General features: G+C 66.0%; 23 protein-coding genes. 8 read left to right on the top strand and 15 right to left on the bottom strand.

Translation table 11 applies throughout. The annotated features are described in order from the left end of the window. Positions 1 to 127 precede the first annotated feature (127 nt). Positions 128 to 2,278, bottom strand: a complete 2,151-nt coding sequence (locus ACYQ0L_RS13400; protein WP_459789810.1) for a prolyl oligopeptidase family serine peptidase — start codon at positions 2,276 to 2,278, stop codon at positions 128 to 130. Positions 2,279 to 2,371: 93 nt separating this feature from the next. Next, the gene (locus tag ACYQ0L_RS13405) at positions 2,372 to 3,094 is read right to left on the bottom strand and encodes an HAD hydrolase-like protein (protein WP_459789811.1); all 723 of its coding nucleotides are present in this window, start codon (positions 3,092 to 3,094) and stop codon (positions 2,372 to 2,374) included. A 60-nt stretch (positions 3,095 to 3,154) separates the two neighbouring features. Between ACYQ0L_RS13405 and glmU the strand changes: the two genes are divergently transcribed. Genes glmU through ACYQ0L_RS13420 form a run of 3 tightly spaced genes read left to right on the top strand, consistent with a single transcriptional unit; the run spans position 3,155 to position 5,440 of the window. Then, positions 3,155 to 4,510, top strand: a complete 1,356-nt coding sequence (glmU, locus tag ACYQ0L_RS13410; protein ID WP_459789812.1) for a bifunctional UDP-N-acetylglucosamine diphosphorylase/glucosamine-1-phosphate N-acetyltransferase GlmU — start codon at positions 3,155 to 3,157, stop codon at positions 4,508 to 4,510. Then, the gene (locus ACYQ0L_RS13415; protein ID WP_459789813.1) at positions 4,507 to 5,145 is read left to right on the top strand and encodes a hypothetical protein; all 639 of its coding nucleotides are present in this window, start codon (positions 4,507 to 4,509) and stop codon (positions 5,143 to 5,145) included. Before glmU ends, ACYQ0L_RS13415 begins: the two co-directional genes overlap by 4 nt. A gap of 37 nt (positions 5,146 to 5,182) precedes the next feature. After that, the gene (locus ACYQ0L_RS13420; protein WP_459789953.1) at positions 5,183 to 5,440 is read left to right on the top strand and encodes an HNH endonuclease; all 258 of its coding nucleotides are present in this window, start codon (positions 5,183 to 5,185) and stop codon (positions 5,438 to 5,440) included. Here ACYQ0L_RS13420 and ACYQ0L_RS13425 read toward each other — a convergent pair. The 8 genes from ACYQ0L_RS13425 to ACYQ0L_RS13460 all read right to left on the bottom strand — a co-directional run bounded on the left by ACYQ0L_RS13425 (position 5,437) and on the right by ACYQ0L_RS13460 (position 12,967). Continuing rightward, positions 5,437 to 5,826, bottom strand: a complete 390-nt coding sequence (locus ACYQ0L_RS13425; RefSeq protein WP_459789814.1) for a VanZ family protein — start codon at positions 5,824 to 5,826, stop codon at positions 5,437 to 5,439. The genes ACYQ0L_RS13420 and ACYQ0L_RS13425 overlap by 4 nt on opposite strands. Before the next feature lie 25 nt (positions 5,827 to 5,851). Further along, a complete protein-coding gene (locus ACYQ0L_RS13430; protein ID WP_459789815.1) occupies positions 5,852 to 6,109 on the bottom strand; it encodes an ATP synthase F1 subunit epsilon in 258 nt (85 codons plus the stop codon). A gap of 4 nt (positions 6,110 to 6,113) precedes the next feature. After that, entirely contained in the window at positions 6,114 to 6,605 is a 492-nt protein-coding gene (locus ACYQ0L_RS13435; RefSeq protein ID WP_459789817.1) for a hypothetical protein, read from the bottom strand. 6 nt (positions 6,606 to 6,611) lie between these two features. Beyond that, positions 6,612 to 8,066: a F0F1 ATP synthase subunit beta gene (atpD, locus tag ACYQ0L_RS13440; RefSeq protein ID WP_459789955.1), complete on the bottom strand. Its 1,455-nt coding sequence runs from the start codon at positions 8,064 to 8,066 to the stop codon at positions 6,612 to 6,614. A gap of 41 nt (positions 8,067 to 8,107) precedes the next feature. Further along, positions 8,108 to 8,995 carry a F0F1 ATP synthase subunit gamma gene (locus tag ACYQ0L_RS13445; RefSeq protein ID WP_459789818.1) on the bottom strand — a complete coding sequence of 296 codons (888 nt, stop codon included), beginning with the start codon at positions 8,993 to 8,995 and terminating at the stop codon, positions 8,108 to 8,110. A gap of 25 nt (positions 8,996 to 9,020) precedes the next feature. Continuing rightward, a complete protein-coding gene (gene atpA, locus ACYQ0L_RS13450) occupies positions 9,021 to 10,550 on the bottom strand; it encodes a F0F1 ATP synthase subunit alpha (protein WP_459789819.1) in 1,530 nt (509 codons plus the stop codon). Between the two features lie 41 nt (positions 10,551 to 10,591). Continuing rightward, a complete protein-coding gene (locus tag ACYQ0L_RS13455; RefSeq protein WP_459789820.1) occupies positions 10,592 to 11,146 on the bottom strand; it encodes a F0F1 ATP synthase subunit delta in 555 nt (184 codons plus the stop codon). 153 nt (positions 11,147 to 11,299) lie between these two features. After that, entirely contained in the window at positions 11,300 to 12,967 is a 1,668-nt protein-coding gene (locus tag ACYQ0L_RS13460; protein WP_459789821.1) for a S1C family serine protease, read from the bottom strand. 81 nt (positions 12,968 to 13,048) lie between these two features. Here ACYQ0L_RS13460 and ACYQ0L_RS13465 point away from each other — a divergent pair, with 81 nt between their 5' ends. From ACYQ0L_RS13465 to ACYQ0L_RS13475, 3 genes are read left to right on the top strand one after another with little or no spacing between them, the layout of a single operon-like run. Beyond that, positions 13,049 to 14,092, top strand: a complete 1,044-nt coding sequence (locus ACYQ0L_RS13465; RefSeq protein ID WP_459789822.1) for a bifunctional transcriptional activator/DNA repair enzyme AdaA — start codon at positions 13,049 to 13,051, stop codon at positions 14,090 to 14,092. Next, complete coding sequence (locus ACYQ0L_RS13470; RefSeq protein WP_459789823.1) at positions 14,089 to 14,841, top strand: isocitrate lyase/PEP mutase family protein; 753 nt, start codon at positions 14,089 to 14,091, stop codon at positions 14,839 to 14,841. The genes ACYQ0L_RS13465 and ACYQ0L_RS13470 overlap by 4 nt, the downstream gene beginning before the upstream one ends. Positions 14,842 to 14,887: 46 nt before the next feature. Next, positions 14,888 to 15,871 (top strand): hypothetical protein, encoded by a 984-nt coding sequence (locus tag ACYQ0L_RS13475; RefSeq protein ID WP_459789824.1) that lies wholly within the window; start codon positions 14,888 to 14,890, stop codon positions 15,869 to 15,871. On the opposite strand, the gene ACYQ0L_RS13480 is transcribed toward ACYQ0L_RS13475, so the two are convergent. Further along, entirely contained in the window at positions 15,868 to 16,470 is a 603-nt protein-coding gene (locus ACYQ0L_RS13480) for a TetR/AcrR family transcriptional regulator (RefSeq protein ID WP_459789825.1), read from the bottom strand. The two genes, ACYQ0L_RS13475 and ACYQ0L_RS13480, sit on opposite strands and share 4 nt — an antisense overlap. A gap of 57 nt (positions 16,471 to 16,527) precedes the next feature. Further along, positions 16,528 to 17,907: an NAD-dependent succinate-semialdehyde dehydrogenase gene (locus tag ACYQ0L_RS13485; RefSeq protein ID WP_459789826.1), complete on the bottom strand. Its 1,380-nt coding sequence runs from the start codon at positions 17,905 to 17,907 to the stop codon at positions 16,528 to 16,530. A 138-nt stretch (positions 17,908 to 18,045) separates the two neighbouring features. On the opposite strand from ACYQ0L_RS13485, the gene ACYQ0L_RS13490 reads away from it, so the two are divergent. Continuing rightward, complete coding sequence (locus ACYQ0L_RS13490; RefSeq protein WP_459789827.1) at positions 18,046 to 18,801, top strand: siderophore-interacting protein; 756 nt, start codon at positions 18,046 to 18,048, stop codon at positions 18,799 to 18,801. On the opposite strand, the gene ACYQ0L_RS13495 is transcribed toward ACYQ0L_RS13490, so the two are convergent. From ACYQ0L_RS13495 to ACYQ0L_RS13505, 3 genes are all read right to left on the bottom strand, one after another. After that, complete coding sequence (locus ACYQ0L_RS13495) at positions 18,798 to 20,381, bottom strand: cryptochrome/photolyase family protein (protein ID WP_459789828.1); 1,584 nt, start codon at positions 20,379 to 20,381, stop codon at positions 18,798 to 18,800. The two genes, ACYQ0L_RS13490 and ACYQ0L_RS13495, sit on opposite strands and share 4 nt — an antisense overlap. Before the next feature lie 155 nt (positions 20,382 to 20,536). Next, a complete protein-coding gene (locus ACYQ0L_RS13500) occupies positions 20,537 to 22,153 on the bottom strand; it encodes a hypothetical protein (protein ID WP_459789829.1) in 1,617 nt (538 codons plus the stop codon). 225 nt (positions 22,154 to 22,378) lie between these two features. Further along, complete coding sequence (locus tag ACYQ0L_RS13505; RefSeq protein WP_459789830.1) at positions 22,379 to 24,556, bottom strand: primosomal protein N'; 2,178 nt, start codon at positions 24,554 to 24,556, stop codon at positions 22,379 to 22,381. Between the two features lie 59 nt (positions 24,557 to 24,615). Here ACYQ0L_RS13505 and ACYQ0L_RS13510 point away from each other — a divergent pair, with 59 nt between their 5' ends. Beyond that, on the top strand, positions 24,616 to 25,308 hold the full coding sequence (locus tag ACYQ0L_RS13510; protein ID WP_459789831.1) for a DUF4197 domain-containing protein: 693 nt from the start codon (positions 24,616 to 24,618) through the stop codon (positions 25,306 to 25,308). Positions 25,309 to 25,372 lie beyond the last annotated feature (64 nt).

The raw sequence follows: 25,372 nt of genomic DNA on the forward strand, positions 1-25,372 counted from the left end.
TTTAACTCCACCCGTTTGTGGGGGGTGGATTTTTTGGGTGTCGGGGGCTGGCAGACGGGGCCGAACCCCCACCCCCAGCCCCTCCCTCAAGGGAGGGGAGCAGGATCGAGCGCTGTCCTCCGCTGCCTCAGTCCGCCAGCTGCTGGAGGAGATAGACGATCTGCATCGCGCGCAGCTTGGCCCGCTGTTCGTTGTCGACGCCGCCCGAATGGCCGCCCTGCATGTCCTCGTAATAGAGGTAGTCGTCGCCCTGCGCCGCCATCCGCGCCGCGGCCTTGCGGCCATGGCTGGGATGGGTGCGATCGTCGGCGGTGGAGGTGACGAAGAAGGGCTTGGGGTAGTCCTTCTGTTCCAGCAGCTTCTGGTAGGGTGAATAGCCTTCGATCCATTCGCGCTGCTCGGGGATGCGCGGGTCGCCATACTCGCCGATCCACGAGGCACCGCGGCCGATATACTGGTAGCGCAGCATGTCGAACAGCGGGATCTGGACGATCGCCGCGTTGAACAGGTCAGGCGCCTGGGTGAACGCGGTGCCGACCAGCAGCCCGCCCTGCGAGCCGCCCTGCACGCCGAGATGTTCGGGGCTGGTGATCCCGCGCGCGACCAGATCGCGGCCCACGGCGATGAAATCGTCCCACGTGCGCTGCTTGTTCTCGCGGATCGCGCTCTGGTGCCAGTTCGGGCCGAACTCGCCCCCGCCGCGCATGTTGGCGAGCACGTAGGCTCCGCCGCGTTCGAGCCACATCTTGCCGGTGGAGCCGAGGTAGGATGGCAGCTGCGGCACCTGGAACCCGCCATAGCCATACAGCAGCGTGGGCGTGGTCCCGTCCATAGTCATGCCCTTGGGCTTGACCAGGAAGTAGGGGATCTTGGTGCCATCGGTGCTGGTCGCCTCGAACTGCTCGATCTCCATGCCGGATGCATCGAACCGGCTGGGGCTTTCCTTGACCTTTTCCAGCGTCACGCCGTCCTCGGCGTAATAGATCGTGGACGGGGTCAGGAAGTCGGTCGAGGAGAACATGATCTGATCGGTCTCGTCCGACGAGGCAGTGACGCCGACCGTGGCGTTTTCGGGCAGCGCGATCTCCTGGCTGACCCACTCGCCATCCTCGAAATCGAACTTCAGCACCTTGCCGCGCACATTGTCGAGCAGGTTGACGTAGAGGCTGGATTTGTTGCTGCCCGCCCCGCGCTTGGTCTGGCGGTCGCCAGGAGCCCAGACGAGGGACAGCTCCGCGCCGTTGGGGTCCGCCTTCCATTCTTCCAGATCGGCGGAGACGAGCGCATCGGCGGGGAAGGTCTTGCCCTGCGTTTCCCAGTCCACATCGGTCGAGAACAGGATGCGCCCGTCGATGATGCCATAGGGGCTGCCCTTTTTAGGCAGGTCCAGCTTCACCCACTCGCCGTCGACGTCCAAGAAATACTCGCGCTCGTGGAAGGACACACCGCGATAGGCGATCCGGCCGTGGATCGTGCCGCTGCTATCGCGCAGCAGGTAGGCGCCGGCGGACACATCGCTTTTCTCACCGCGGAAAATCTCTTTGGCTTCGTCGATCGACTGGCCGCGCTTCCATTCGCGCGTGGTGAAGGGGTAGAAGCTATCGGTGACGGTGTCTTCGCCGAAATCGCGGCTGATCAGCAGCGTATCTTCGTCCACCCAGCCGGCGCTGCCCTGACTTTCGGGCAGTTCGAACCCGCCATCCACGAAGCTGCGCGTGGCCATATCGAACTCGCGCGCAACGCTGGCGTCCTTCCCGCCATCGGAGAGGTAGACCATGCAGTGCGTGCCGTCGGGCGGCAGGCAGCTCATCCCGCCATAGACCCATTCCTTGCCCTCTTCGACGGCCAGCGCATCGACATCGAGGATGGTCTCCCATTCCGGATTGTCGGTCCGCCAGCTTTCCAGCGTGGTGATACGCAGGATGCCCTTGGGGTTCTTCGCGTCCTGCCAGAAATTGACCATGCCGTGGGGCGTGAAGGCGACGCCGGGGATGCGATCTTCGGCGTCGTAGATGGCGAGCGCTTCGGCCTTCAGTTCCTCGAACCGGGGGTCGGACTGGAGCGCGGCGACGGTCTTCTCGTTCTCCGCCTCGACCCATTCGAGCGCGCGATCGCTGCGGGTTTCCTCCAGCCAGATGAAGGGATCGTTTTCGGCCTCGTATTCAGGCTCCATGACGGTGTTCGAATCCTGTGCGGAAAGGGGTGAGACAAGGGCGGGTGCCCAGGCTGCGGACAGTGCCAGCGATGCTGCGAGCGTGCGGACGGATGCGGATTTCATGATGTGCAATCTCCGAGGAAAGCCGTTTCGAACCAGTATCAGATGCGGCGATAGTTTCCACCGGGCGCGCCTTCGCCAATGCCGTTCGACGGGTCATCGCGCGGCTTCGTCGATTGGACGCGCGGCTTGGTCGATTTTCCTGAGCGCGGGGATCAATTCGTCGAACCGCGCGATCACCGCATCCGCGCCCAGTTCGTCCGCCGGCTTGTCGCAATAGCCGTAACCCGCCGCGATCACCGGTACGCGCGCCGCGCGCGCGGCCATGACGTCGTAGGAACTGTCGCCGACGAAGGCGAAGCGCCGCGAACCGCATCGCTCCATCGCCGCAAGGACGGGATCGGCGGCGGGCTTGGCGCGGAAATTGCCGTCCGCATCCTTGCCCAGACTGTCTCCGCCGATCAGCGTGACGAAGCGGTCGCTCAGCCCGAGCGAACCGAGGATGTCGGCGGCGAAGCCTTCGAACTTGTTGGTCACCACCGCCAGCTTCACGTCCATTTCCGCGAGCGCGTCCAGCGTCTCGATCACGCCGGGGAAGGGCGCGGTGTGGACCGCGTTGTGCTGGGAATAATAGCGCAGCAGGCTCTTGTAGAGCGGGCGGAAATCCTCCTCAGCCATGCTGCCGCCCTGCCTCTCGATCGCGCGGGCGAGCATGACCTTCGCCCCGCCGCCGATCAGCCCCTCGACCTCTTCGGAGGGCACCTGGCGGTAGCCACCCTCGGCCAGCGCATGGTTCACCGCAGCGGCCAGATCCATCTTGGTGTCGAGCAGCGTGCCGTCGAGATCGAGGCCGATCGCATCGAAGGGAAAATCACTCATCCGCCCACCGGTGGCGAAAGCTTCTTCATTCTGCAAGCCGATGGTGGCACAGCGCGGCTTATGAGAGATTTCGCCGCCATCATTCTCGCCGCGGGCAAGGGCACCCGCATGAAGTCCGATCTGCACAAGGTGCTCCACCCGATTGCGGGCCGGGCGATGCTGCATCACCTGATCGACTCGCTCGATCCGCTGGGGCCGAAGAAGAAGGTCGTGGTCGTGGGTGCCGGTCGCGAGCAGCTGGAAGAGGCCTTGGGCGAGGATGCGCAGACGCGTGTTCAGGAACCGCAGCTGGGCACCGGCCACGCGGTCCAGCAGGCCGAAGACGCGCTGGGCGATTTCTCCGGCGACGTGCTGGTCCTCTATGGCGACGTGCCCTTCGTGAAGGGCGAGACCATGCAGGCGATGCTCGACCGGTTGCATGCCGAAGATGCGCCCAAGGTGGTGGTGCTGGGCTTCGAGCCCGACGACGCGCTTTCCTATGGTCGCGTGATCGCGGACGAGGACGGGCGCATCTCCAAGATGGTCGAGTTCAAGGATGCGAGCGCGAGGGAGCGCGCCTGCACCTTGTGCAATTCGGGCCTGATGGCCGCGCGCGCGCAGGACATGTTCGACCTGCTGCGCCGCGTCGGCAACGACAATGCGCAGGGCGAATATTACCTGCCCGACATCGTCAATATCGCGATCGCCGACGGGGAGACCTGCGCGGCGGTGACCGCGAGCGATCCGGGCGAGGTTGCCGGCATCAACAGCCGCGCCGAACTCGCCCGCGCCGAAGCGCAGTGGCAGGAATTGAAGCGCGAGGAGGCGATGGAAAACGGCGCAACGCTGCGCGCGCCCGAAACCGTCTTCTTCAGCTACGATACCCAGATCGGCCGGGACGTGACGATCGATCCCAACGTGGTCTTTGGCCCCGGCGTGCGCGTGGCCGACGGCGCGCATATAAAGGCGTTCAGCCATCTCGAAGGGGCTAGCGTGGGCGAGGGCGCGCAGGTCGGCCCCTATGCTCGGCTGCGCCCCGGCGCGGTGCTGGAAAAGGACGCCTTCGTCGGCAATTTCGTCGAGATGAAGAAGGCGACGCTGGGCGAGGGTGCGAAGGCCAGCCACCTCACATACCTCGGCGATACCGAAGTCGGTGCCGGTGCCAATATCGGCGCGGGCACGATCACCTGCAATTACGACGGCTATTTCAAGTACAAGACCGTGATTGGGGAGCGGGCGTTCATTGGCTCCAACTCCGCTCTGGTCGCGCCCGTCAAGATCGGCGCCGATGCGATTGTCGCAGCGGGCAGCACGGTCACGCGCGATGTCGCGGCGGGCGAATTGCGAATGGAACGCGCCGAACAGTCGATCAAACCCGGCTGGGCAGATCGATTCCACGACACGATGAAGAAAAAGAAACGAGAAGGAATCAAGTGAAGAGAGTAATTCTGACGGGCGCACTGGCCCTCACACTGGCAGCTTGCGGCGATGGCGCGGCTGAAAATGGCGATACAGCACCCGAGGGCGCGAGCGAGGCGACTGCCGATGAGGCATCGACGCCCGCGAAAGAGGCTGGCGCCGCTGACCAAGCAGGCGAGGACGCGGCGCAGGCTGATACTTCGACGGACGCGGCTGCACCGGCCGTAGCCAAGGTTGCCTGCGCGGCGGACGAGAAGGAACTGTTCTCCTGCACCGCCGGCACAAAGCGGCTCGCGGTGTGCGGCGTGACCAATGCGCAGGGCCAGAAGACTGCGCAATACCGCTTCGGCAATGCTGGCAAGCCGGAGATCGTGCTCGACGGTGGTCGCTTTGCGAACGTGCCCTATTCGGGCGGTGGCGAATCGCAGATCGAATTCGCCAACGGCGGCGTGCGCTACATCGTCTACAGCCGAACGGTGCGCACCGGGTTCGATGATGAGGGCAACAAGCCCGAATTCACCGACGGCGTGATGGTGGTGCGCGGCGGCGACGTCATTGCCGAGCGCAATTGCACCGCCAAGGTCGAATCGGTCGATGTGACGGCGGGCGGTTCCTACGGCGGCGTCGCGAACGAGCTGTTCTATTACGACTGACGGTGATGCCCATGCGAACGGGCGCGATGGCGGCCCCCTGACCTGCTGGTTATGCGGGCGAGCCATCGCGACCCGATTGCAATGGCACCACCCCGTTCCCAAGGCGAAAAAGGGCCGCACGACCGTACCGGTGCACCCGATATGTCACCGCACGATCCACGCCAATTTCACCAATGCCGAGCTGGCGCGCATCGGTGACGATCCAGCAAGGCTGAAAGAGAAGGAAGCGGTCGCGAAATTCGTCCGGTGGATCGCGGACAAGCCGCCCGATTTCCACGCGCCTACGCGCAGTTAGGCGCTTACCGTACCATCGACCACAGGCCGGGGTTTCCGGGTCATGATGCGCGAGGCGATCAGGCCGACCGAGGCTCCGATCATGTCTGCGAACAGGTCCGCCCACTCGGCGGACCGTCCCCAGTCGGTCGCCCATTGCGCGATCTCGATCAATCCGCCGAGGAAGGTCAGCGCCAGGAACAGGGGCACCATGCCCCGCTTGCGGAAACCCGCCCCCGTCAGCCCGCCGAGGCCGAAGAAGGTCAGCGCGTGAAGTTGCTTGTCGTTCAGACCGCCTGGCCCGCTGCCGCCCGGCATGATGGCAATGACAAAGGCGACGATGATGCACACGACGAGGGTGAAGCGCATCAGCCGTACCAGCGGCGGCGTCATGGAAATGCGGGCCATGCGGAAGAACCGCTATGAAGTTCGCTCAGCTCTCGACGTGTTCGGCGAGGATCGTCAGGCCGTTCTCGCCCACTTCGGCGAAGCCGCCGCGCACTTCGATCGTCTCGGGGCTGGCACCGGCAGTCTTGTAGATCTGCACCGCGCCGTCCTTGATCGTCGACATGAAGGGCGCATGGCCTTCGAGCACGCCGAACTGCCCGTCGGTGCCGGGCACGACAACCATGTGCACGTCGTCCGAACGGACGTGGCGGGCGGGGGTCACCAGTTCGAAATGGAGCGGCATTGGATCAGATCTCCGTATTCTTCAGCTGCGCGGTCGCGGCAGCCTGCGATGTGCTGTCGAGCCGCAGCCCGATGATGATTGCGATGGCGCCGCCCAGCCCATAGCCGATAAAGCTCAGGATGTCCGGCCAGATCATGCGATGGATCACCATCTGCCATCCGGCGAGCGGCATGGCGGCGATCGCGAGCGCGCTGATCACGAACAGCGGCAGCATGATCGGCGCCCGCTTGCCCCGCAACCACTGGACCATGCAGCCGAAATTGGCGGCCACGAAGGGGAAGGCGAAGGCGTAGAGCCAGATCGGCTGGGCGGGCTGGTCGAACACGCGGTCCGCTGCGATCCGGAACATGTCCTCGAACAGCTGCCAGTTCTCGCGGCGCCAGCGATGGATATCGAAGGCCGAGATCAGCAGGAAATCGGCGATCGCGAGCTGCAGAAGCCGCCGGAGCAGCAAGTCGACCCCGAAAAGGGCCGAAGCCTGCCGCTCCGCATCCATGTCCGCTTAAGCGTCCTCGGCCAGCTTCTTGGCCTTTTCGACCGCCTGTTCGATCCCGCCAACCATGTAGAAGGCGGCTTCCGGCAGGTGATCATATTCGCCGTCGACCACCGCCTTGAAGCTGGCGACCGTGTCTTCGAGCTGCACGAACTGGCCCGGGATGTTGGTGAACACCTCGGCCACGTGGAACGGCTGCGAGAGGAAGCGCTGGATCTTGCGCGCGCGGGCGACGGTCAGCTTATCTTCTTCCGAAAGCTCGTCCATGCCCAGAATGGCGATGATGTCCTGCAGGCTCTTGTACTTCTGCAGCGTCTCTTGGACCTTGCGCGCGGTCTCGTAGTGCTCCTGGCCCACGATGCGCGGCTCGAGCACGCGCGAGGTCGAGTCGAGCGGGTCGACCGCCGGGTAGATGCCCAGCTCCGAAATCGCGCGGTTCAGCGTGGTCGTTGCGTCCAAGTGGGCGAACGAGGTGGCAGGTGCAGGGTCGGTAAGGTCATCGGCCGGCACGTAGATGGCCTGCACCGAGGTGATCGAGCCCTTGTTGGTCGAGGTGATGCGTTCCTGCAGGTTGCCCATGTCGGTTGCCAGCGTCGGCTGGTAGCCCACGGCCGAAGGAATACGGCCGAGCAGAGCGGACACTTCAGAACCGGCCTGCGTGAAGCGGAAGATGTTGTCGACGAAGAACAGCACGTCCTGGCCTTCTTCATCGCGGAAATATTCCGCCATGGTCAGGCCCGACAGCGCCACGCGGGCACGCGCACCGGGAGGCTCGTTCATCTGGCCGAAGACGAGCGCAACCTTCGAACCTTCGCTGGTCGCGTTGCCGTCGGCATCCTTGGCGATGACGCCTGCGTCGAGGAATTCGTGGTACAGGTCGTTACCTTCACGGGTACGCTCACCCACGCCCGCGAACACCGACACGCCGCCGTGGCCCTTCGCGATGTTGTTGATCAGTTCCTGGATCAGCACGGTCTTGCCGACGCCGGCGCCGCCGAACAGGCCGATCTTGCCGCCCTTCGCGTAAGGCGCGAGCAGGTCGATCACCTTGATGCCGGTGACGAGGATGCTCGATTCGGTCGACTGGTCGACGAACTCGGGAGCTTCGGCGTGGATCGGGTTGGACTTTTCCGCCCCGATCGGGCCACGCTCGTCGATCGCTTCGCCGATCACGTTCATGATCCGGCCGAGCGTCTTGGGGCCGACGGGCACGGAGATCTGCGCGCCGGTGTTGATGACGTCCTGACCGCGCACGAGGCCGTCGGTGCCGTCCATCGCGATGGTGCGCACGGTGCTTTCACCAAGGTGCTGCGCGACTTCGAGGACCAGCGTGGAACCGCCGTTCTTCGTTTCGAGCGCGGTGAGGATCGGCGGCAGTTCGCCTTCGAAATGCACGTCGACGACGGCGCCGATCACCTGCGAGATGGTGCCGTTGCCCGTCAGGTTGGGCTTGGTGGTGGTCATGTCTGCGGCGGTGGCCATGTTCGTTTCCTTGGTCCGTAACTCTAGAGCGCTTCGGCGCCTGCGATAATCTCGATCAGTTCGGTGGTGATCGCCGCCTGGCGCTGGCGGTTGTACTCGATGTTGAGGTTCTTGATCAGGTCGCCCGCGTTGCGCGTAGCGTTGTCCATCGCGGTCATCGAGGCGCCCTGTTCAGACGCCTCGCGCTCCAGCAGCGCGCCGAACAGCTGCGTGCGGACATAGCGCGGCAGCAGTTCTTCGAGGATTTCCTCTTCGCCCGGTTCGTATTCCACGACCGATCCCGAACCCGCGCCTGCCTGCACCTCGTCCGCCGCCGGGGCGGGGACGGGGATCAGCTGCTGCACGGTCGGATCCTGCGCCAGCGCCGACTTGAAGATCGGGTAGACGAGGTGCGCGACATCGAACTTGCCCGCATCGAACATCTCGATCAGCTCGTTGGCGATCGCCTCGGCCTCGTCGAAGCCGGGCGTGCGCACGTCGGAGGTGTCGAAGTGCTTCAGGATCGCGCTGGCATTGCTGCGCTTGATCGGCGCGCGGCCCTTCTTGCCGACGAGGTAGAACTCAACCTGCTTGCCTTCGTCGCGCAGCGCGGCTGCCTTGCGCAGCGCCTGCTTGACGATGTTGGCGTTGAGACCGCCACACAGGCCCTTGTCGGTGTTGACCACCACCAGCAGGTGGCGCTGGTCCGATCCCGTGCCGCTCAGCAGCTTGGGCGCGCTCTCGCCGTCGCCGACCTTGCTCGCCAGGCTCGCCATCACGGCATTGAGCCGCTCGGCGTAAGGGCGCGCGGCCTCGGCAGCTTCCTGTGCACGGCGCAGCTTAGCCGCCGCGACCATCTGCTTGGCCTTGGTGATCTTCTGCGTCGACTTGACCGACTTGATCCGGCCCTTGAGTTCCTTGAGGCTAGCCATTTCGGCTCCTGCGTCTGTCTAGGGCTTACGCGAACTGCTTGGCGAACGCGTCGAGCGCGCTGACCGTGCGGTCCTTGATGTCGCCTTCGAACTTCTTGGTTTCACGGATGTCCTTGAGGACGTCCGCATGTTCGTGGCGCATGAAGCTGAGCATCTGGGTTTCGTATTCGGTCACCCGGTCCACCGCGACATCGTCGAGATAGCCGTTGGTGCCCGCGAAGATCGAGACGGTCTGCTCTTCGAACGGCATGGGCGAGAACTGCGGCTGCTTGAGCAGCTCGGTCAGGCGCGCACCGCGGTTGAGCAGCTTCTGCGTCGACGCGTCGAGGTCCGAACCGAACTGCGCGAAGGCCGCCATTTCGCGGTACTGCGCGAGTTCGAGCTTAATCGAGCCCGAAACCTTCTTCATCGCCTTGGTCTGTGCGGCACCGCCCACGCGGCTGACCGACAGGCCCACGTTGATGGCCGGACGCACGCCCTGGTAGAACAGGTCGGTTTCGAGGAAGATCTGACCGTCGGTGATCGAGATCACGTTGGTCGGGATGTAGGCCGACACGTCGCCCGCCTGCGTTTCGATGATCGGCAGTGCGGTCAGCGAACCGCCGCCCATCGCATCGCTCATCTTCGCCGCACGCTCGAGCAGGCGGCTGTGGAGGTAGAACACGTCGCCCGGATAGGCTTCGCGGCCCGGCGGGCGGCGAAGCAGCAGCGACATCTGGCGGTAGGCGACGGCCTGCTTGGAAAGGTCGTCGTACACGATCACGGCATGCATGCCGTTGTCGCGGAAGAATTCGCCCATCGCGGCGCCGGTGTAGGGCGCGAGGTACTGCAGCGGCGCAGGCTCGGATGCGGTCGCGGCGACCACGATCGAGTATTCCATCGCGCCGTTTTCTTCGAGCGACTTGACGATCTGCGCCACGGTGGAACGCTTCTGGCCGACCGCAACGTAGATGCAGTACAGCTTCTGGTTCTCGTCATCGCCCTTATGCGCGTCGCGCTGGTTGATGAAGGTGTCGATCGCGACGGCGGACTTGCCGGTCTGACGGTCGCCGATGATCAGTTCGCGCTGGCCGCGGCCGACGGGGACGAGGGCGTCGATCGCCTTGAGGCCCGACTGCACAGGCTCGCTCACGCCCTGACGCGGGATGATGCCCGGGGCCTTCTGTTCGACGAGGCGGCGCTCGGTCGTTTCGATCGGGCCCTTGCCATCGATCGGGTTGCCCAGCGCGTCGACCACGCGGCCCAGCAGGGCCTTGCCCACGGGCACGTCCACGATGGTTTCGGTCCGGCGAACGGTGTCGCCTTCCTTGATGTTGGTGTCGGAGCCGAAGATCACGACGCCGACATTGTCGGCTTCGAGGTTCAGCGCCATGCCCTTCACGCCGCCGTCGAACTCGACCATTTCACCGGCCTGGACCTGGTCCAGCCCGTGGATGCGGGCGATCCCGTCACCGACGGAGAGCACGGTGCCGACTTCGCTTTCCTGTGCGGACGAATCGAAGTTGGCGATCTGGTCCTTGATGACCTTGCTGATTTCAGCGGCGCGAATATCCATTGCCTTAGCCTTTCATCGACAGTTCTTCCGGAGAAGTACTGTCAGCCTTTCATTGCCTGCGTAAGCGCGTTGAGACGGGTGCGGACCGATCCGTCGATCCGCTTGGAGCCGATGGTGACGATGAGGCCACCGAGCATGTCGGGGTCGACGCTCCTGGTCAGCTTGACCGTGCGGCCTTCGCGCGCGGTCAGCTTTGTCTTGAGCGACGATAGCTGATCTTCTGTCAGCGGATGCGCGCTGATCACTTCGGCGCTCACCTCGCCGCGCTGGGCGGCGGCGATGTCGCGGAAGGCGCGGATCATCCGGGGCAGTTCTGCAAGGCGGCGGTTTTCCGCCAGCACGCCGAGGAAGCGGCGCGTCAGCGGATTGACCTCCAGCAGCTTGGCGACATCTTCGATGGTCGCCATCTTGGCCTTGCGGCCAAGCTGCGGATTGGTGGTCAGCGCGGTCAGCTCGGGCGACTGCGCCAGAGCGGTCGACACGGTGTCGAGATCGCTCTCGACTGCGCTCACCACGCCGTCTTCGGCGGCCAGCTCGAACAGCGCGGCTGCGTAGCGCCCTGCAAGGCTGGTCTGAATACCGGCGGAAATATCCACGCCTGGGTCCTCTTCGGGTCCGGGAAAAACGATTGCAAAGCTTGCCGATACGGGCCGCATCCATGGGAACGCAGGCCGTTCAGGCAAGGATGGCGCGCGCCTAGCATCGGGGTTCGCGAAGCGCAAGCCGAGGGGGGATGATTCGTGTTTGCGCTAATCTGCGGGCTGGCATGAATAGACCAGCCGCTCGTTGGGTTGCGAGGGCAGGGCGGCGAGCACGGCGTCCTGCTGGCGGCCGAGCTTCGCGGCACCGTCGGCCGTATCGCACGACGGCGCCGAATAGCTGCCCCGCGCTTCGCGGGCGGCGGCGATCGCCTCGCGCGACAGCAGGTAACGGTCGGCGCGATAGGTGCGCGTGTGCGGATCGTAGCGCGCGACGCTCACGATATCCTCCTCGTTCGGCACGAAGACGCGCGCCCACTGACCGTTCGCGAATCCATACTGCGTGCGTTCGTTCACGCAGCCATCCGCCGACCAACGCAGCTTGACGCTGCGCGTAGGCTCTCCGGTCACGCGGCTGCGCGAAGGCTCCAGCATGCAGGTGAAGCGCCCGGCGGTCGCGGCCGAGGCATCGTCGCCCGCGCGTTCGCTGCCCGTCTCCTCTTCCAGGCCCGCGGCCACCCGGCGGTCGATCGCATCGAGGCCGGGGCGCGTCAGATAGAGCGCTGCGGCGGTCACCGCGAGCACCGCTGCGAGCGCGTAACACACATAGGGGACCCAGCCGGGCAGGCCCCGGCGGACATCGTCGTCCCACTCGCGGCCCTCGGCGATCTCCTGCTCGGTCACCGCCTCGCCCGCCGCCAGTTCCTTCTCGCGGCGCTGGGACAGCGCATAGCCGAGCACGCCAAGCCCGATCGCGGCGAGCAGGCACAGCAGCGCCATCGCGATCCGGTTCTCGCGCTCTTCCTGCACTGCCAGCGCGGCTTCGAGCTGGAGGCGCGAGCGCCGCTCGCTCGCCGCTTCGGTGCGTGCTTCCATCTGCTGGCGCGCGGCCGCGGCGGCCTCGGCGCGGCGCTGGCGCTCCGCTTCGTCGAGTTCGGCAAGGCTGCGGCAGGGCAGGTCGTTGAGCTGGGGGGAAACGCCGTGAGCGCGCAGGAACGGCATCAACTCGCGATTCGAGACCGCGAAGTAGAATTCGGCATCGGTCCCGTCGCTCTCCGCGCCGAAGGAGTTGACCCCCAGCACCCGCCCGCAGGTATCGAGCAGCGGACCGCCCGAATTGCCGCGCGCGATCGGCGCGGTGTGCAGGATGGTGTCGAACTGGCGGCTGGGCCGTTCGCCCGAGATGAAGCCGCGGCTCTTCACCGGCGGCTGGGAGCGCACGATATCCTGGATCGACAGGCCCTGCGCGCGGTCGACATTCATCGGGTAGCCCACCGAGGTCACTTCGCTGCCGCTGCCGGCGGGGCGGCTGGCCGCGAGCGTCAGCGGCGGCAGGCGCAACGATCCCTGGGTCGACAGCAGGGCGAGGTCGGTGCCCGGATCGATCGCGACGATTCGCGCGAAGGTGGATGCGCCGCCGTCGGGCGGGACGATTCCGATCACCCGGTCTTCCCCGAACGGGCCGGGCTGCATCGCTTCGCGCACGACATGGGCATTGGTGACGATTCGCTGAGAGGAGACCGCGAAGCCGGTGCCGTGGCTGAGGGGATAGAGCTCTTCCTCGCCGCCTTCGTCGCTCTTGTCGAAAATGACGATCCGCACGACGCCGCGCGCGGCCGCGTCGATATCGGCGGGCTCGGCGTGGGCGGGCGCGCCGGGGGCGAGCGGAGCCAGCAGGATGGCGAGGAGCAGCAGGCGCAGGATCGGGAGTCGCATCATCGGCGCCCTTTTGACCGCGCGCGGGTTTGGCCGCAAGCTTCGGGATGCGGCGATGCGTCGCGCAGTCTAAAGCTTCACGGTATGACGAACGACACGGCTCTTCCATCAGGCGACGACGATGCCCGCTGGGCGGCAGTGATGCGGCGCGACCGGGCGTGCGACGGGCACTTCGTCACCGGCGTGCTTTCGACCGGGATATATTGCCGCCCTAGCTGCGCGGCCCGTCACCCGGCGCGCACCAATGTGCGCTTCTTCGCCAGCGGGGCTGAGGCGCGGGCAGCGGGCTTGCGCGCCTGCAAGCGCTGCCTGCCCGACGACGTCGCGCGCGACGAGGCGGCGGTGCGCGCCGCGATCGACGCGATCCGATCGGGCGAATCGCCCACGCTTGCCGAGCTGGGCACGATCACCGGCTATTCGCCGAGCCATTTCCAGCGCGTGTTCAAGCGCGCCACCGGCCTCTCGCCTGCCGGTTACGCCCGCGCGCTGAAGGAAGAGCGTGCGCGCGATGCGCTGACCGGATCGCACAGCGTTACCGACGCGATCTACGAGGCAGGCTACGAAGCGCCGAGCCGCTTCTACGCCGCGATGGAAGGGAGACTGGGCATGAGCCCGAGTGCATGGAAGGATGGCGGGCGCGGTGCGACGATCCGCTGGGCGGTGGTCGAGACCACGCTCGGCGCGATGCTGGTCGCTGCGACCGAAAAGGGCGTGTGCCGCCTGAGCTTCGGTGAAGGAGAGGCGGAACTGCACGCACGCTTTCCCGAGGCGGAGCTGGTCGCTGGCGGGCGGGATTTCGCGCACCTGCTCGAACAGGTCATCGCCGCGGTCGAGACGCCCGGGACCGGACCTGACATTCCGCTCGACGTGAAGGGCACGGCTTTCCAGGAGGCGTGCTGGAAAGCGCTGCGCGCCATCCCGCCGGGTGAGACGCGGACCTATTCCGAAATCGCAGCGGCAGCGGGCAGTCCGAAGGCGGTTCGCGCGGCGGGCAGCGCGAATGGAGCAAACAATGTCGCGGTGCTGATCCCCTGCCACCGCGTCATCCGCAGCGACGGCACGACCGGGGGCTACGCCTACGGGACACGGATCAAGGAAGAGCTTCTCAGACGGGAGCAGGACCAATGAGGTTTCTGGACGCATTCGCGGCGCTTCACCGACCGGGCAATCCGCTTTTGTTGTACAATGTCTGGGATGCCGGATCGGCGCGTGCGGTCGCCAAAGCCGGGGCCAGCGCGATTGCGACCGGCAGCATGTCGGTGGCGGGCGCCCATGGCTACGAGGATGGCGAGGCCTTGCCGCTGGACGATCTGCTGCGTGCGGCGCGCGAGATCGTGGCTGCGGTCGACCTGCCGGTGACGGTCGATTTCGAAGGCGGATATGCGCAGAAGCCCCGGCAACTCGCTGCGAATGCCAGGGCCCTCGCCGAAACGGGCGTCGTTGGCTGCAATTTCGAGGATCGCGTGGTCGCGGGGGAGGGGCTCCATCCCGCCGAACAGCAGGCCGAGCGGATCGCCGCGATCGCGGCCAGCGGCCTCTTCGTCAATGCGCGCACCGACCTGTTCCTGGCAAAGCTGATGGCGGGGGGAAACCCCGAAGACCCGGCACTGGTCGAACAGGCGATCGCCCGCGCGGCGCTGTATGCACAGGCGGGCGCGCGGGGCTTCTTCGTTCCCGGCCTCGCCGATGCGGGCCTGATCGAGTATCTCTGCCGGGAGGTTTCGCTACCCGTCAACGTGATGATGCGCGAAGGCGTGCCTGCGGTCCCGCACCTGGCCGGGCTCGGTGTCGCGCGGCTCAGCTGGGGGCCGGGGCCGTGGCTCGCCATGCAGGCCTGGCTGGAAGAGGCCGCGCGCGCGGCGCTGGGCGGGAGCTAGGCTCGCAAGTGTGGCGCGCGGTCGGCGCATCGCGTAGAACGGGCGTATGGTGACCGCATTCCCCATCGGTTCGCGCCGCGCCCTGGCGACGATCCTGCCGCCCCTCGCGGTCTTCGCCGCGCTCGCGCTGTCGGCGAGCGGTTGGGCAGCGTCTCATCCCGGCATCGGGGCGGCCCTCCTGTGCTGGATCGTGGCCGACGCGCTCGCGCTGGGCGCGATCGCCAGGCACGAAACGAAGCGGCCCGGGGCCCGGGCGTTGCTGGGCGCCTTCGCGCTCGCGGCTCTGGTGCTTCTCGTCGGGAGCCGGGGGCCGGTGCGCGAGGCATTGTTCGCGCTGCCCGCCGTTCCGCTCGCCCTGGTGCTGACGATCATCGGCTATCTCGGCTGGTCGGGAAGAAAGGCGCTGGAGGCGTGGCGCGCGACGGGATCGCTCGACCGCGCGCTGGCGCATGTCTTCCCCGCGCCCATCGTCTCGCTCGCACTCGCCGAAGCCCGGGTGCTTCACATCGCCTTGCTCAGCTGGGGCCGGCCGGCGGATATTCCCGCCGGCACCACCGGCTTTGCCTACCACCGCTATCTCACCCCGATGCTGGGCGTGTTGCTGGTTCTCCAGCTGATCGAGCTGGGCGTGGTTCACATGCTGGTCATGCTCTGGAGCCCCAAGCTTGCGTGGGTGCTGCTGGCGATCAGCGCGTGGGGCATCCTGTGGATGCTCGCCTTGCTAAAGAGCCTGCGCCTCAACCCGGTCCTGCTGACGCACGAAGGCGTGCGGGTGCGCGGGGGCTTCCTGATCGATGTGCTGGTCCCGTTCGCGCAGATCGCCGAGGTTCGCGGGCCCTCCGGGCCGGAGGAGGTCAAGGCGAAGACCACACTGAACGCGGCGCTTCTCTCATGGCCCGAAATCATGATCGACCTGCGTGAGCCGATGGTGGTGCCGGGCGTTCTCGGCAGGCACCGGACGATTGCGAAAGTCGCGTTCAAGCTCGACGATGCAGCCGCCTTTCACGAGCGGCTCGGCAGGATGCGCTAGCCCGCGAAGATCGCGCGCGCGGCGAGCTCGAAACAGGCGTCGAGGTCTTTTCGTGAAGGGATGTCGTTGCCGAACAGCAGCGGCGAATAGATCGGCGAGTACAGCAGCGCGAGCGCCGCGCGCGGCTCTACTCCGTCCTGCAGCTGTCCTTCTTCGGCGGCGCGCGCCATCCGCATTCGGGCCCAGTCGCGCCGTGGATCGAGCCAGCGCTTGCGGACCGCTGCGGCCATTGCGGGGCTCTCCCGCCCGCCGGCCAGCATGGCGGCAAACGCCTGTCCGCTCGGACCGCGCAACTGATCGGCGAGACCGGCGATCTGCGCGCGGAAATCGGCCTTGGCCGAACCGCTTTCGTGCAGGTCGAGCGTTTCGTCGATCCCTGCGAAGAAGGCGTCGACCGCCAGATCGCTGCGGCCCTTCCACCAGCGGTAAATCGTGCTCTTGCCGGTTCCCGCCTCGCGCGCGACGCCCTCTATCGAGAGGTTCGCGTACCCGTCACGCACCAGCAGCCGCAGGGCGGCGAGCAGGATCGCCTCGCGCGTTTCCTCGCTGCGCGGGCGGCCCTTGGGTTTCTGTTGCTGGTGGGAATGCGCATCGGCCATGCGAAACGCTACCGTCCCGCATGGCCGATCACAAGGTTGGGCCCTGTTGCTGCCTGCTTACTCCGCGCCGACAAAGATCGCCTTGGCGTTGGCGAATTCCTTCACGCCGAAGCCACCGTGCTCGCGGCCGTAGCCCGAGTTCTTCACGCCGCCGAAGGGCATTGATGGGTCGGCCACCCCGAAGGTGTTGATGAACACCATGCCGGTGTCGAAGTGCTTGCTGGCAAGTTCGATCGCGCGGTCGACATTCTTCGACATGATCCCGCCGCCAAGGCCGTAGCGGCTGTCGTTGGCGATGCGCATCGCGTCCTCGTCGTCCTTCGCCTTGATGACCGAGGCGACGGGGCCGAACAGTTCGTCGTCATAGGCGGGCTGGCCGGGGGCCACATCGGTCAGCACTGTGGCCGGATAATATGCGCCGGGGCCTTCGGGGATTTTCCCGCCGCAGGCGATGGTCGCGCCATTCTCGACCGACTTGTCGACCTGTTCCTGCAGCGTCTTGCGCAGGTCTTCGCGCGCCATCGGCCCCATATCGCTGTCGTCCGACGTCGGGTCGCCTACGCGCACGGCTTCGAACCTGGCGACGTATTTCTCGATGAATTCGTCATAGACCTTTTCGGTCACGATGAAGCGCTTGCCGTTGATGCAGGTCTGGCCGTTATTGTAGAGTCGTGCGCTCGCGCAGATGCCCACCGCCTTGTCCAGATCGGCGTCCTCGAGCACCATGTAGGCGTCGTTTGAGCCCAGCTCGAGCACGGTCTTCTTCAGCGCCTTGCCCGCTTCTTCCGCAATGTGCTTGCCCGCGCCGTCCGACCCGGTGAGGGTGACGCCGCGCACCTTGTCGTAGGCGATGACCTCGTCGGACAGGTCATGGTCGATTACCAGCACGGTGAACAAGCCTTCGGGCAGCCCGCCCTTCGCGAAGATCTCCTCGATCTTCAGCCCGCTGCCGGTGCAGTTCGCCGCGTGCTTGAGCAGCACGCCATTGCCCGTCATCAGGTTGGCGATTGCGTAGCGGATCACCTGATAGGCGGGGAAGTTCCACGGCTGGATGCCGTACACCACGCCGATGGGCGAGTAGGTGACGATACCGCGCCCGGCATTGTTCGGGTCGCGCGGCTCGTCGGCCAGCTCCTCGGGACCGTTAGCGGCGGTGTAGTCGCAGATCGCGGCGCACAGCTCCACTTCGTCGCGGCTGTCGCCGATCAACTTGCCGACTTCCGCGGTCATCAGCTGGGCCAGCTCTTCCTTGTTGTCGCGCAGCGCCTTGCCGAGGCTCTTGATGACTTCGGCCCGGTCTTCGAGGCTGCGCAACTTCCACTGCGAGAAGGCTTCATGGCAGGCATCGACCTTCGCGAAGGCCTCGTCGCGGGTGAGGTGGGTGTAGGTTTCCAGCTGCTCGCCATTGGCGGGATTGATGGTGGTAACGTCGCTCATTGGGGGGGGTCGCTTTCCTTGAAAGGGTTTGCCTCTTCAATCGGCGGGAGGGCGGTGCCGTTCCCGATTGTCGCAAGGCTCCGCAATGAGATCACCGCCTTCTTGCATTTGCGAGGCAGTCTCACTAACTGCCGCGCCATGAGCACCAGACCCGAACCCCGCGAACTGACCGTCCTCCAACGCAACCGCATCACCCCCTCGCTCCAGCGCGTCACCATCGGCGGCCCGGGGCTCGATGGGTTCCCGGCCAATCAAGAAGGTGGCTATCTCAAGCTGTTCCTGGGGGAGGGCGAAACCGGCAAGCCGATCGTGCGGACCTACACCATCCGTCACCAGCGGCCCGGCGAACTCGATATCGAGTTCGCGCTGCACGGCGGCGACGCGGCTGGCCCGGCGACGCGCTGGTCGCTTACCGCCGAGCCGGGCGAGACGATAAAGGTGGGCGGCCCCGGCGCCGCAAAGCCGCTTCCTTCGGATCACGACTTCTACCTGATTACCGGCGACATGACCGCGTTGCCTGCGATCAGCGTCAACCTCGCCGCTCTGCCTCAAGATGCGCGCGGTGTCGCAGTGATCGAGGTGCAGAACGAGGCCGACCGGATCGCGCTGGACAAGCCCAAAGGCGTCGAAATCCGCTGGCTGGTCAACCGCAAGCCGGGCAGCCAGCCCGACCTGCTGGTCGACGAATTGCGCAGTGTCACGCTCCCCCAGGGCAGACTGGCCGCGTGGGCCGCATGCGAGTTTTCCTCGATGCGCAAGCTGCGCGCCTTCCTTCGCGACGGACTGGGTCTGCGCGGACCTTCGCTCTACATCTCCAGCTACTGGAAGGCGGGCCTGGCCGAGGACGATCATAAGCTGGCCAAGCGCGAGGATGCGGAGGCGCAGCCCGCCTAGCTGGCGCGGGCCCAGCCCGAATCCGCCGGCTTCAGCGTGTCGAGAAACGCTTCGGCGGTGTCGAGATAATCGCGCTGGCGAACTTCCCCCATCCGGTCCCAGTTGGAATAGATCCGGCCGATGCGGTGATTGCTTTCCAGCCGGTCGCGGTGGCGGTCCATGAAATGCCAGTAGAGTGAATTGAACGGACATGCACCGTCGCCGGTCTTCTTCGACACGCTGTAAGTGCAGTTTGAGCAGTAATTGCTCATCTTGTTGATGTAGTTGCCCGAGGCCGCATAGGGTTTTGACGCCAGCTTGCCACCGTCGGCATAGAGGATCATCGCCGCGACATTGGGCAGCTCGACCCATTCATAGGCATCGGCATAGACCACCAGATACCAGTCCTGCACCTCGCGCGGGTCGATGCCCGCGATCAGGCAGAAGTTCCCCAGCACCATCAGCCGCTGGATATGATGTGCGTGCGCATTGTCGCGAGTCGAGCGGATGCAGTCCGCCAGGCAGCGCATGTCGGTCTCGCCGGTCCAGAAGAATTCGGGCAGCGCGCGCTGCGCATTGAGCGCGTTCGCCTTCTGGAGATGCGGCATGTGCAGCCAGTAGAAGCCGCGGATATATTCGCGCCAGCCGATCAGCTGGCGGATGAACCCCTCGACGCTGTTGAGCGGGGCCTTGCCCTCCTTGTATGCCTGTTCGGCACGCTGGCAGAGATCGAGCGAGTCGAGCAGGCCGAGGTTGATGCTGGTGGACAGCATCGAGTGGAACAGGTCGTCCTGCCCATCGACCATCGCGTCCTGGTAGGGGCCGAAGCACTCGATCCGCTCGCCGAAGAAGGCGTCGGCGGCTTGCTCGGCTTCGTCGCGAGTGACCGGCCAGCCGAAGTTCTCGAGGCTGCCGAAATGATCGCCGAAATTTTCTTCAACCAGTTCAATGCATTCGCGCGTGATCTCGTCGGGTTCGAACAGCGGGCGCTGCGGCGCGGATAGCCTTTCCTTGGGCGGCTTGCGGTTCTCGCTGTCGTAGTTCCACTCGCCCCCTTGGGGCTTGTTGCCATCCATCAGCAGCCCGGTTGCCTTGCGCATCTCCCGGTAGAAGAATTCCATTCGCAACGTGTCTCGGTCCTCCGCCCATTCGCGGAAATCGGCGAGCGAGCACACGAAGCGGTCGTCGGACAGGACCTCGACCTCGCAGGCGAACTTGTCCGGCCATTCCTCGATCTGCTGCTGCACGCGCCACTCGCCCGCCTCGACCACATGGATCGCGCGCGGTTCGTGCCGCTCTACCGCCCGCGCGACCTCGCCGGTGAAGCTGCCGGCATTATCCTCGTCGGTTAGCTTTACGTAATCGACCGTCCACCCCGCATCTCGCAGCTCGGCGGCGAAATGCCGCATCGCGGAGAAAACCAGTGCGATCTTCTGCTTGTGATGGCGCACATAAGTCGCCTCGTCCCACACCTCCATCATCAGGATGACCGTGTCGTCCTTGGCCCGCCCCCTGAGGGAGGCGAGGTTGCGGGTCAGCTGGTCGCCCAGCAGCGGCACGAGGATGGGGCCTTCGATAGAACTCGCGGGAGAATCTGCCATGTCCGCTCAATGCACGAAGCGGCAGAGTGGGGCAGCAGCCTGCGGGGCAGGGCCCCATGATCGGCCTTCAAGCACCCCCTTGGCAGCAATGAAAAGGGCCGGAAGCGCGATGCTCCCGGCCCGATCTCCATCGAACAGTCTGTCGGCGTCAGCGGTCAGTCGACCTCGCAGCCATACTCCTCGATCCTTTTCTCAAGCGCTTCCCGCTCGGCTTTGCGTGCAGCCTCGTCCTTGTATTCACCGGGGTGGTCGGGGCGGATTTCCTTCAGAAGCGGCTCGCGCTTGCCGTCCTGGAACTCGGTGAACATCTTGCGAAGCATGCATTGTTGGCCGCCCTGACCGTCAAGGAACGGCGCGCCCACGATCTTCGCTTCATCCGGGCGATCCTCGAGCAGGAGCATATGCACCAACGCCTGACGGATGGAGTAATCGTAGGGCGCATAGCGGAACGCGCTTTCCAGCCCGGCCTTTGCCACATCCGGTACCTCTTCTCCCTCGTCGAAGAGGTAGGTCAGGTAATAGCGGTAGAGCGGATAGGCGTGATCGCTCTCCATCCGATTGGCCACGGCATAGCGGCTGCGCGCCTCGCCGAGCTTGGACGGGTCGTTGAACGACTGGCGAAGTGCGATGTCGCCATAGAACATTGCTGCCTCGGTCGAGTCCGGATCGGCCGCCATGGCGCGCTGCGCCAAGCCTTCGGCTTCGGCATAGTTGCGCGCATAGATTTCGGCCTCGGTCGCTGCAAGCAGCACTTCCGGACTCTGGGGAAAACGCTCCACCAGCGGTCGGGTCTTGCGTACGACGCTTGCGGCCTCATCCTCGTCGACACCACGGTTGGTGATGATCATCGCTTCCATGCGTGCCGCCTGCGCCTCATTGAGCTTGTGCACCTCGACTGCCGGATCGGCCTGGGTGGCATAGGGCACCTTGAGTGTGCGCGCCTGACCCTGCCGGAATTCCTCCAGCTCCTTGCGCAGGACATCCAGGTCGCCGAACGCGATCCTTGCGGCTTCCATCCGCGTCTTGCCCTGGCCAATCGCCTCCATGTACTTGCCCATCTGGCCCCGGCGTTCGGGGTTCAGGTTGAGGTGGCTCGCCAGCAGCCAGCCGTGAGCATAGGTGCGACCGGTGGTGTTCCGATCCCGCTTGGCCGGCGGATCGAAGGTCTTTTCGAGGTCGATCGGGATGCTCGCGAGCGAATAGCTGCGTGCGGTAGGCACTTCGCCGATGACGAAGTAATCGTCGTAGAACTCGACGTTGGAAAACAGCTCCGCGAAGCCTTCGCTATACCAAAGCGGATAGGGCGCATCGCTGTGCTGGAACATGAAATAGTGCACGTATTCGTGGAACAGGACGCCCTGCGGATCGAGCATCATCGCCGAATCGACATCGCGTTGCCGACTGCGGCCCCGCCGTTTGTTCAGCTGGCGCGGCACGAACGCCACCGCACCGTCTGCGCGACCGATGAAGAATCCGCCGACGCCGCTGTTACGATTGCCGGCCAGCGTTGCCATGTCGCGCGTCTCGCCGAAGCGGAAGACCGTCACCTTGGACGATTTCGGCATGCTGCCGTCGTCTGGACCAATACCGGTGAGGATGCGCAAGACCTCGTCCAGGCGCTCCAGATCCTGCGCGAACTCCTTGGTGCTGTCGGACTCGTCCTCAGCGTAGACGATAAAGTGCTGCGTCTCGGCGCGGTGCCAGCTCTGCGCCGACGCCGGTACGGCGACCAGCACCGACAGCGCAACGAATAGTGATGCGATCAAACGCATTGTGAATTTTCCCCCCAGTGTCCAAATACTTGGCCCAATGTCTGGCCTGATTCGGGCAGGCTAATTCATAATGCGGTTGATTTCAATCGAGCCCTCAGCCCTCGGCGCGGTGGAGTGTTCTGGGAGGCCAAGCCGGGCTGGCCTGGCACATCAGACGAGAGCGCGGAGCAGCTGGACTAGGCGAAGGATGGCGCCTCCGGACTTCTCGCCGGGCGATCATCCCTGTCAGACGAAACTGTAAGGATCGATGTCGATCCCCACACGCACCCCGCGCGGCAGGTCGAGCGGGCCGAGCCAATCGCGGATCGCGTCCTGCAGGGCGGCGGTGCGCCGCGCATTGATGAGCAGGCGATAGCGATAGCGACCGCGCAGTTGCGCGAGCGGGGCGGGTGCGGGACCCAGGATCATGATGTCGTCGAGATGCGGGCGGGCATCGCCGATCCGCGCGGCGGCGGCGCGAGCTTCCCGGTCGTCTTCGCTCGACACGATGATCGCCGCCCAGCGGCCGAAGGGCGGGGCACCCGCATGCCGGCGCGCCTCCAATTCGGCAGCATAGAAGGCGTCCCGGTCCCCGGCGGCGAGCGCCGCGATCACCGGTGCTTCGGGATGGCGCGTCTGGATGAGCACCTCGCCCGGCTTTGAGGCACGGCCCGCGCGGCCCGCGACCTGCGCGATCTGCTGGTAGACCCGCTCGGCGGCGCGTAGGTCTCCGCCTTCGAGGCCAAGGTCCGCATCGACCACGCCGACCAGCGTCAGGTCGGGGAAGTGGAAGCCCTTCGTCACCAGCTGCGTGCCCACGATCACGTCGATCGCACCACTTTCCGCCATGGCGACGAACTCTGCGGCGCGGGCAGGCGTATTGAGCGTGTCTGACGTCGCCACCGCGATGCGCGCCTCGGGCGCGATCTCGCGCACTTCGTCGGCTACGCGCTCCACGCCGGGGCCGCAAGGGACGAGGCTGTCCTTCTCGCCGCACTCGGGGCACGCCTCGGGCGTCGGCTCCTCGTGCCCGCAATGGTGGCAGGCGAGCTTGTGGGTGAAGCGGTGCTCTACCAGCCATGCGCTGCACTGCTTGCACTGGAAGCGGTAGCCGCAGGTGCGGCACAGCGTCAGCGGAGCGTAGCCGCGCCGGTTGAGGAACAGCAGCGTCTGCTCGCCGCGCTCCATCCGCGCGAACAGCTCGCGCGCCAGCGTGGGCGCAAGCCAGCGGCCGCGTTCGGGCGGTTCCTCGGTCAGGTCGAGCAGGCGGATCGTGGGCAGCGTGGCCCCGCCGAAGCGGCTTGGAAGGTCGAGCTTTCGATAGGTGCCCGTCTCCGCCATATGCAGGCTTTCGAGCGCGGGCGTGGCGCTTGCAAGCACCACCGGTATGCGCTCGAAATGGCCCCGCATCACCGCGACATCGCGCGCGTTGTAGCGCACGCCGTCGTCCTGCTTGAAGCTGACCTCGTGCGCCTCGTCGACCACGATCAGCCCGAGATTGGCGTAGGGCAGGAAGAGCGCGGAGCGTGCGCCGACCACCACCTGCGCGCCGTTATCCTGTGGCGCGCGCGCGATGGCGCGCCAGGCGCGGCGGCGCTCGGACGACTTCAGCGAGGAGTGCCACAAGACCGGCACCACCCCGAAGCGATCCTCGAATCGGCGCAGGAAGTTCTCGGTTAGCGCGATTTCGGGCAGCAGGACGAGCACCTGACGGCCCGCGCGGATCGCGGCGGCGACGGGTTCGAAATAGGTCTCGGTCTTGCCGGATCCGGTCACCCCGTCGAGCAGGATGGGCGCGAAATCCTGCGCCTGCACGGCCGCCACCAGCTCGCCCGCAACCTCCTCCTGCTGCTCAGAGAGCACGGGCTCGGCATGGTCGGGCCAGGCACGCGGGTAGGGGCGGTCCGCGTCGACCTCCTCGGGTTCGAGCACACCCTGGTTCACGAGGCCGCGCAGCACGCCCTCGGAAACGCCGGCCATGGCCGCCAGCTCGCGGATCGTGCCCTGCGCGCCCTCCAGCGCGTCGAGCGCGGCCTTGCGCTGGGGCGTCATCCGGTCGGGCTGCGCGCCGGTCAGGCGATATTCGGTCACGGTCACGCCGCCCTTGAGCGCGCCGCCGCTTGCCAGCACCATGCGCGCGACCGAACTCATGTGCGCGCAGTAATAGTCGGCGGTCCATTCGATCAGGCGGCGCAGTTCGCTGCGGACCGGCGCGACCGGCAGGACCGAGAGGATCGGCCGCAGCTTCGCGTCGGGCACCGACTCGCCCGGCAGGCGTTCCTCTTCCCACACGATCCCCGTGACCTGGCGCGGGCCGAGCGGCGCGACCACGACGCTGCCATGCTCGACCGCCATGCCCTCGGGCACACGGTAATCGAGCACGCCGAGCGCGGCGTTGAGGACGAGGAGGCGGATACGGCGCATTGGTCGGCCGCCAATATGGGCGCTGGGGCTCCCGCGCGACAAGGATGGAAGGTGAGACGATGACCGGAATTCTCGAAAATGGCCTGAACCGACGCCGCCTGCTGGGCATGATGGGCGCCGGAGCGGGCACGCTGATGCTCGGCGGGTGCATGACCTACGAGGACCGCGTGACCAACGTGATCGAGCGGCTGCTGCTGCTTTCCAGCGAACGCGCCTTCGCGCGCCTGACGGCACCCGGCGGCTTTTGGGACCGGCAGGTCGGCCAGATCGGCCTCGACGGTTTGCTCGGCGCGCGGGGCAACGTGCTGGCCAGCATTCTCACCTCGGGCCTCGTCAAGGCGCGGGTGGAGCGCGAGTTCGCGGGTTTCGCAGTGGATGCGAGCGAGCGCGCCGCGCCGGTCATCTTCGATACGATTCGGCTGATCGGGGTGCGCAACACTATCGACCTCATCACCGGCGGACCGACCGCAGCGACGAGTTACCTGCGCGCCGAAGCGGGGGCCCGCGTAATCGACGCGATGGTGCCCGAACTGGGCGAGGCGATGCGGCTGGCGCAGGATCCGCTGATCGGCCAGCTGCTCTCCAGCCTTGCAGGAGTCGATGTCGGCGGCGTTGCGGGCCGGGTCGCGGGCGAGGTCAACGACACGATCTGGACCGAGATCGGGCGCGAGGAAGCCGCGATCCGCGCCGATCCGCGCAGCACCAACGATCCGGTGCTGATCGGCACGCTGGGCGTAGGTTCGCGGCTCTAGCTGCACGCAGCACCAGCGCTTCGCCATCACCCGGACTTGCATGAGATCGGACGGCTTCCGCCGG

This window comes from Alteriqipengyuania triglochinis, from assembly GCF_054655655.1.

What these genes read in the sequence shown, in the direction of transcription:
- ACYQ0L_RS13400 (WP_459789810.1), bottom strand. Translation starts at nt 2,278, where the DNA reads ATGAAATCCGCATCCGTCCGCACGCTCGCAGCATCGCTGGCACTGTCC.
- ACYQ0L_RS13485 (WP_459789826.1), bottom strand. Translation starts at nt 17,907, where the DNA reads ATGAGCGACGTTACCACCATCAATCCCGCCAATGGCGAGCAGCTGGAA.
- ACYQ0L_RS13435 (WP_459789817.1), bottom strand. Translation starts at nt 6,605, where the DNA reads ATGGATGCGGAGCGGCAGGCTTCGGCCCTTTTCGGGGTCGACTTGCTG.
- ACYQ0L_RS13430 (WP_459789815.1), bottom strand. Translation starts at nt 6,109, where the DNA reads ATGCCGCTCCATTTCGAACTGGTGACCCCCGCCCGCCACGTCCGTTCG.
- ACYQ0L_RS13425 (WP_459789814.1), bottom strand. Translation starts at nt 5,826, where the DNA reads ATGGCCCGCATTTCCATGACGCCGCCGCTGGTACGGCTGATGCGCTTC.
- ACYQ0L_RS13470 (WP_459789823.1), top strand. Translation starts at nt 14,089, where the DNA reads ATGAGGTTTCTGGACGCATTCGCGGCGCTTCACCGACCGGGCAATCCG.
- glmU (WP_459789812.1), top strand. Translation starts at nt 3,155, where the DNA reads ATGAGAGATTTCGCCGCCATCATTCTCGCCGCGGGCAAGGGCACCCGC.
- ACYQ0L_RS13465 (WP_459789822.1), top strand. Translation starts at nt 13,049, where the DNA reads ATGACGAACGACACGGCTCTTCCATCAGGCGACGACGATGCCCGCTGG.
- atpA (WP_459789819.1), bottom strand. Translation starts at nt 10,550, where the DNA reads ATGGATATTCGCGCCGCTGAAATCAGCAAGGTCATCAAGGACCAGATC.
- ACYQ0L_RS13490 (WP_459789827.1), top strand. Translation starts at nt 18,046, where the DNA reads ATGAGCACCAGACCCGAACCCCGCGAACTGACCGTCCTCCAACGCAAC.
- atpD (WP_459789955.1), bottom strand. Translation starts at nt 8,066, where the DNA reads ATGACCACCACCAAGCCCAACCTGACGGGCAACGGCACCATCTCGCAG.
- ACYQ0L_RS13480 (WP_459789825.1), bottom strand. Translation starts at nt 16,470, where the DNA reads ATGGCCGATGCGCATTCCCACCAGCAACAGAAACCCAAGGGCCGCCCG.
- ACYQ0L_RS13500 (WP_459789829.1), bottom strand. Translation starts at nt 22,153, where the DNA reads ATGCGTTTGATCGCATCACTATTCGTTGCGCTGTCGGTGCTGGTCGCC.
- ACYQ0L_RS13495 (WP_459789828.1), bottom strand. Translation starts at nt 20,381, where the DNA reads ATGGCAGATTCTCCCGCGAGTTCTATCGAAGGCCCCATCCTCGTGCCG.
- ACYQ0L_RS13445 (WP_459789818.1), bottom strand. Translation starts at nt 8,995, where the DNA reads ATGGCTAGCCTCAAGGAACTCAAGGGCCGGATCAAGTCGGTCAAGTCG.
- ACYQ0L_RS13405 (WP_459789811.1), bottom strand. Translation starts at nt 3,094, where the DNA reads ATGAGTGATTTTCCCTTCGATGCGATCGGCCTCGATCTCGACGGCACG.
- ACYQ0L_RS13460 (WP_459789821.1), bottom strand. Translation starts at nt 12,967, where the DNA reads ATGATGCGACTCCCGATCCTGCGCCTGCTGCTCCTCGCCATCCTGCTG.
- ACYQ0L_RS13510 (WP_459789831.1), top strand. Translation starts at nt 24,616, where the DNA reads ATGACCGGAATTCTCGAAAATGGCCTGAACCGACGCCGCCTGCTGGGC.
- ACYQ0L_RS13505 (WP_459789830.1), bottom strand. Translation starts at nt 24,556, where the DNA reads ATGCGCCGTATCCGCCTCCTCGTCCTCAACGCCGCGCTCGGCGTGCTC.
- ACYQ0L_RS13475 (WP_459789824.1), top strand. Translation starts at nt 14,888, where the DNA reads ATGGTGACCGCATTCCCCATCGGTTCGCGCCGCGCCCTGGCGACGATC.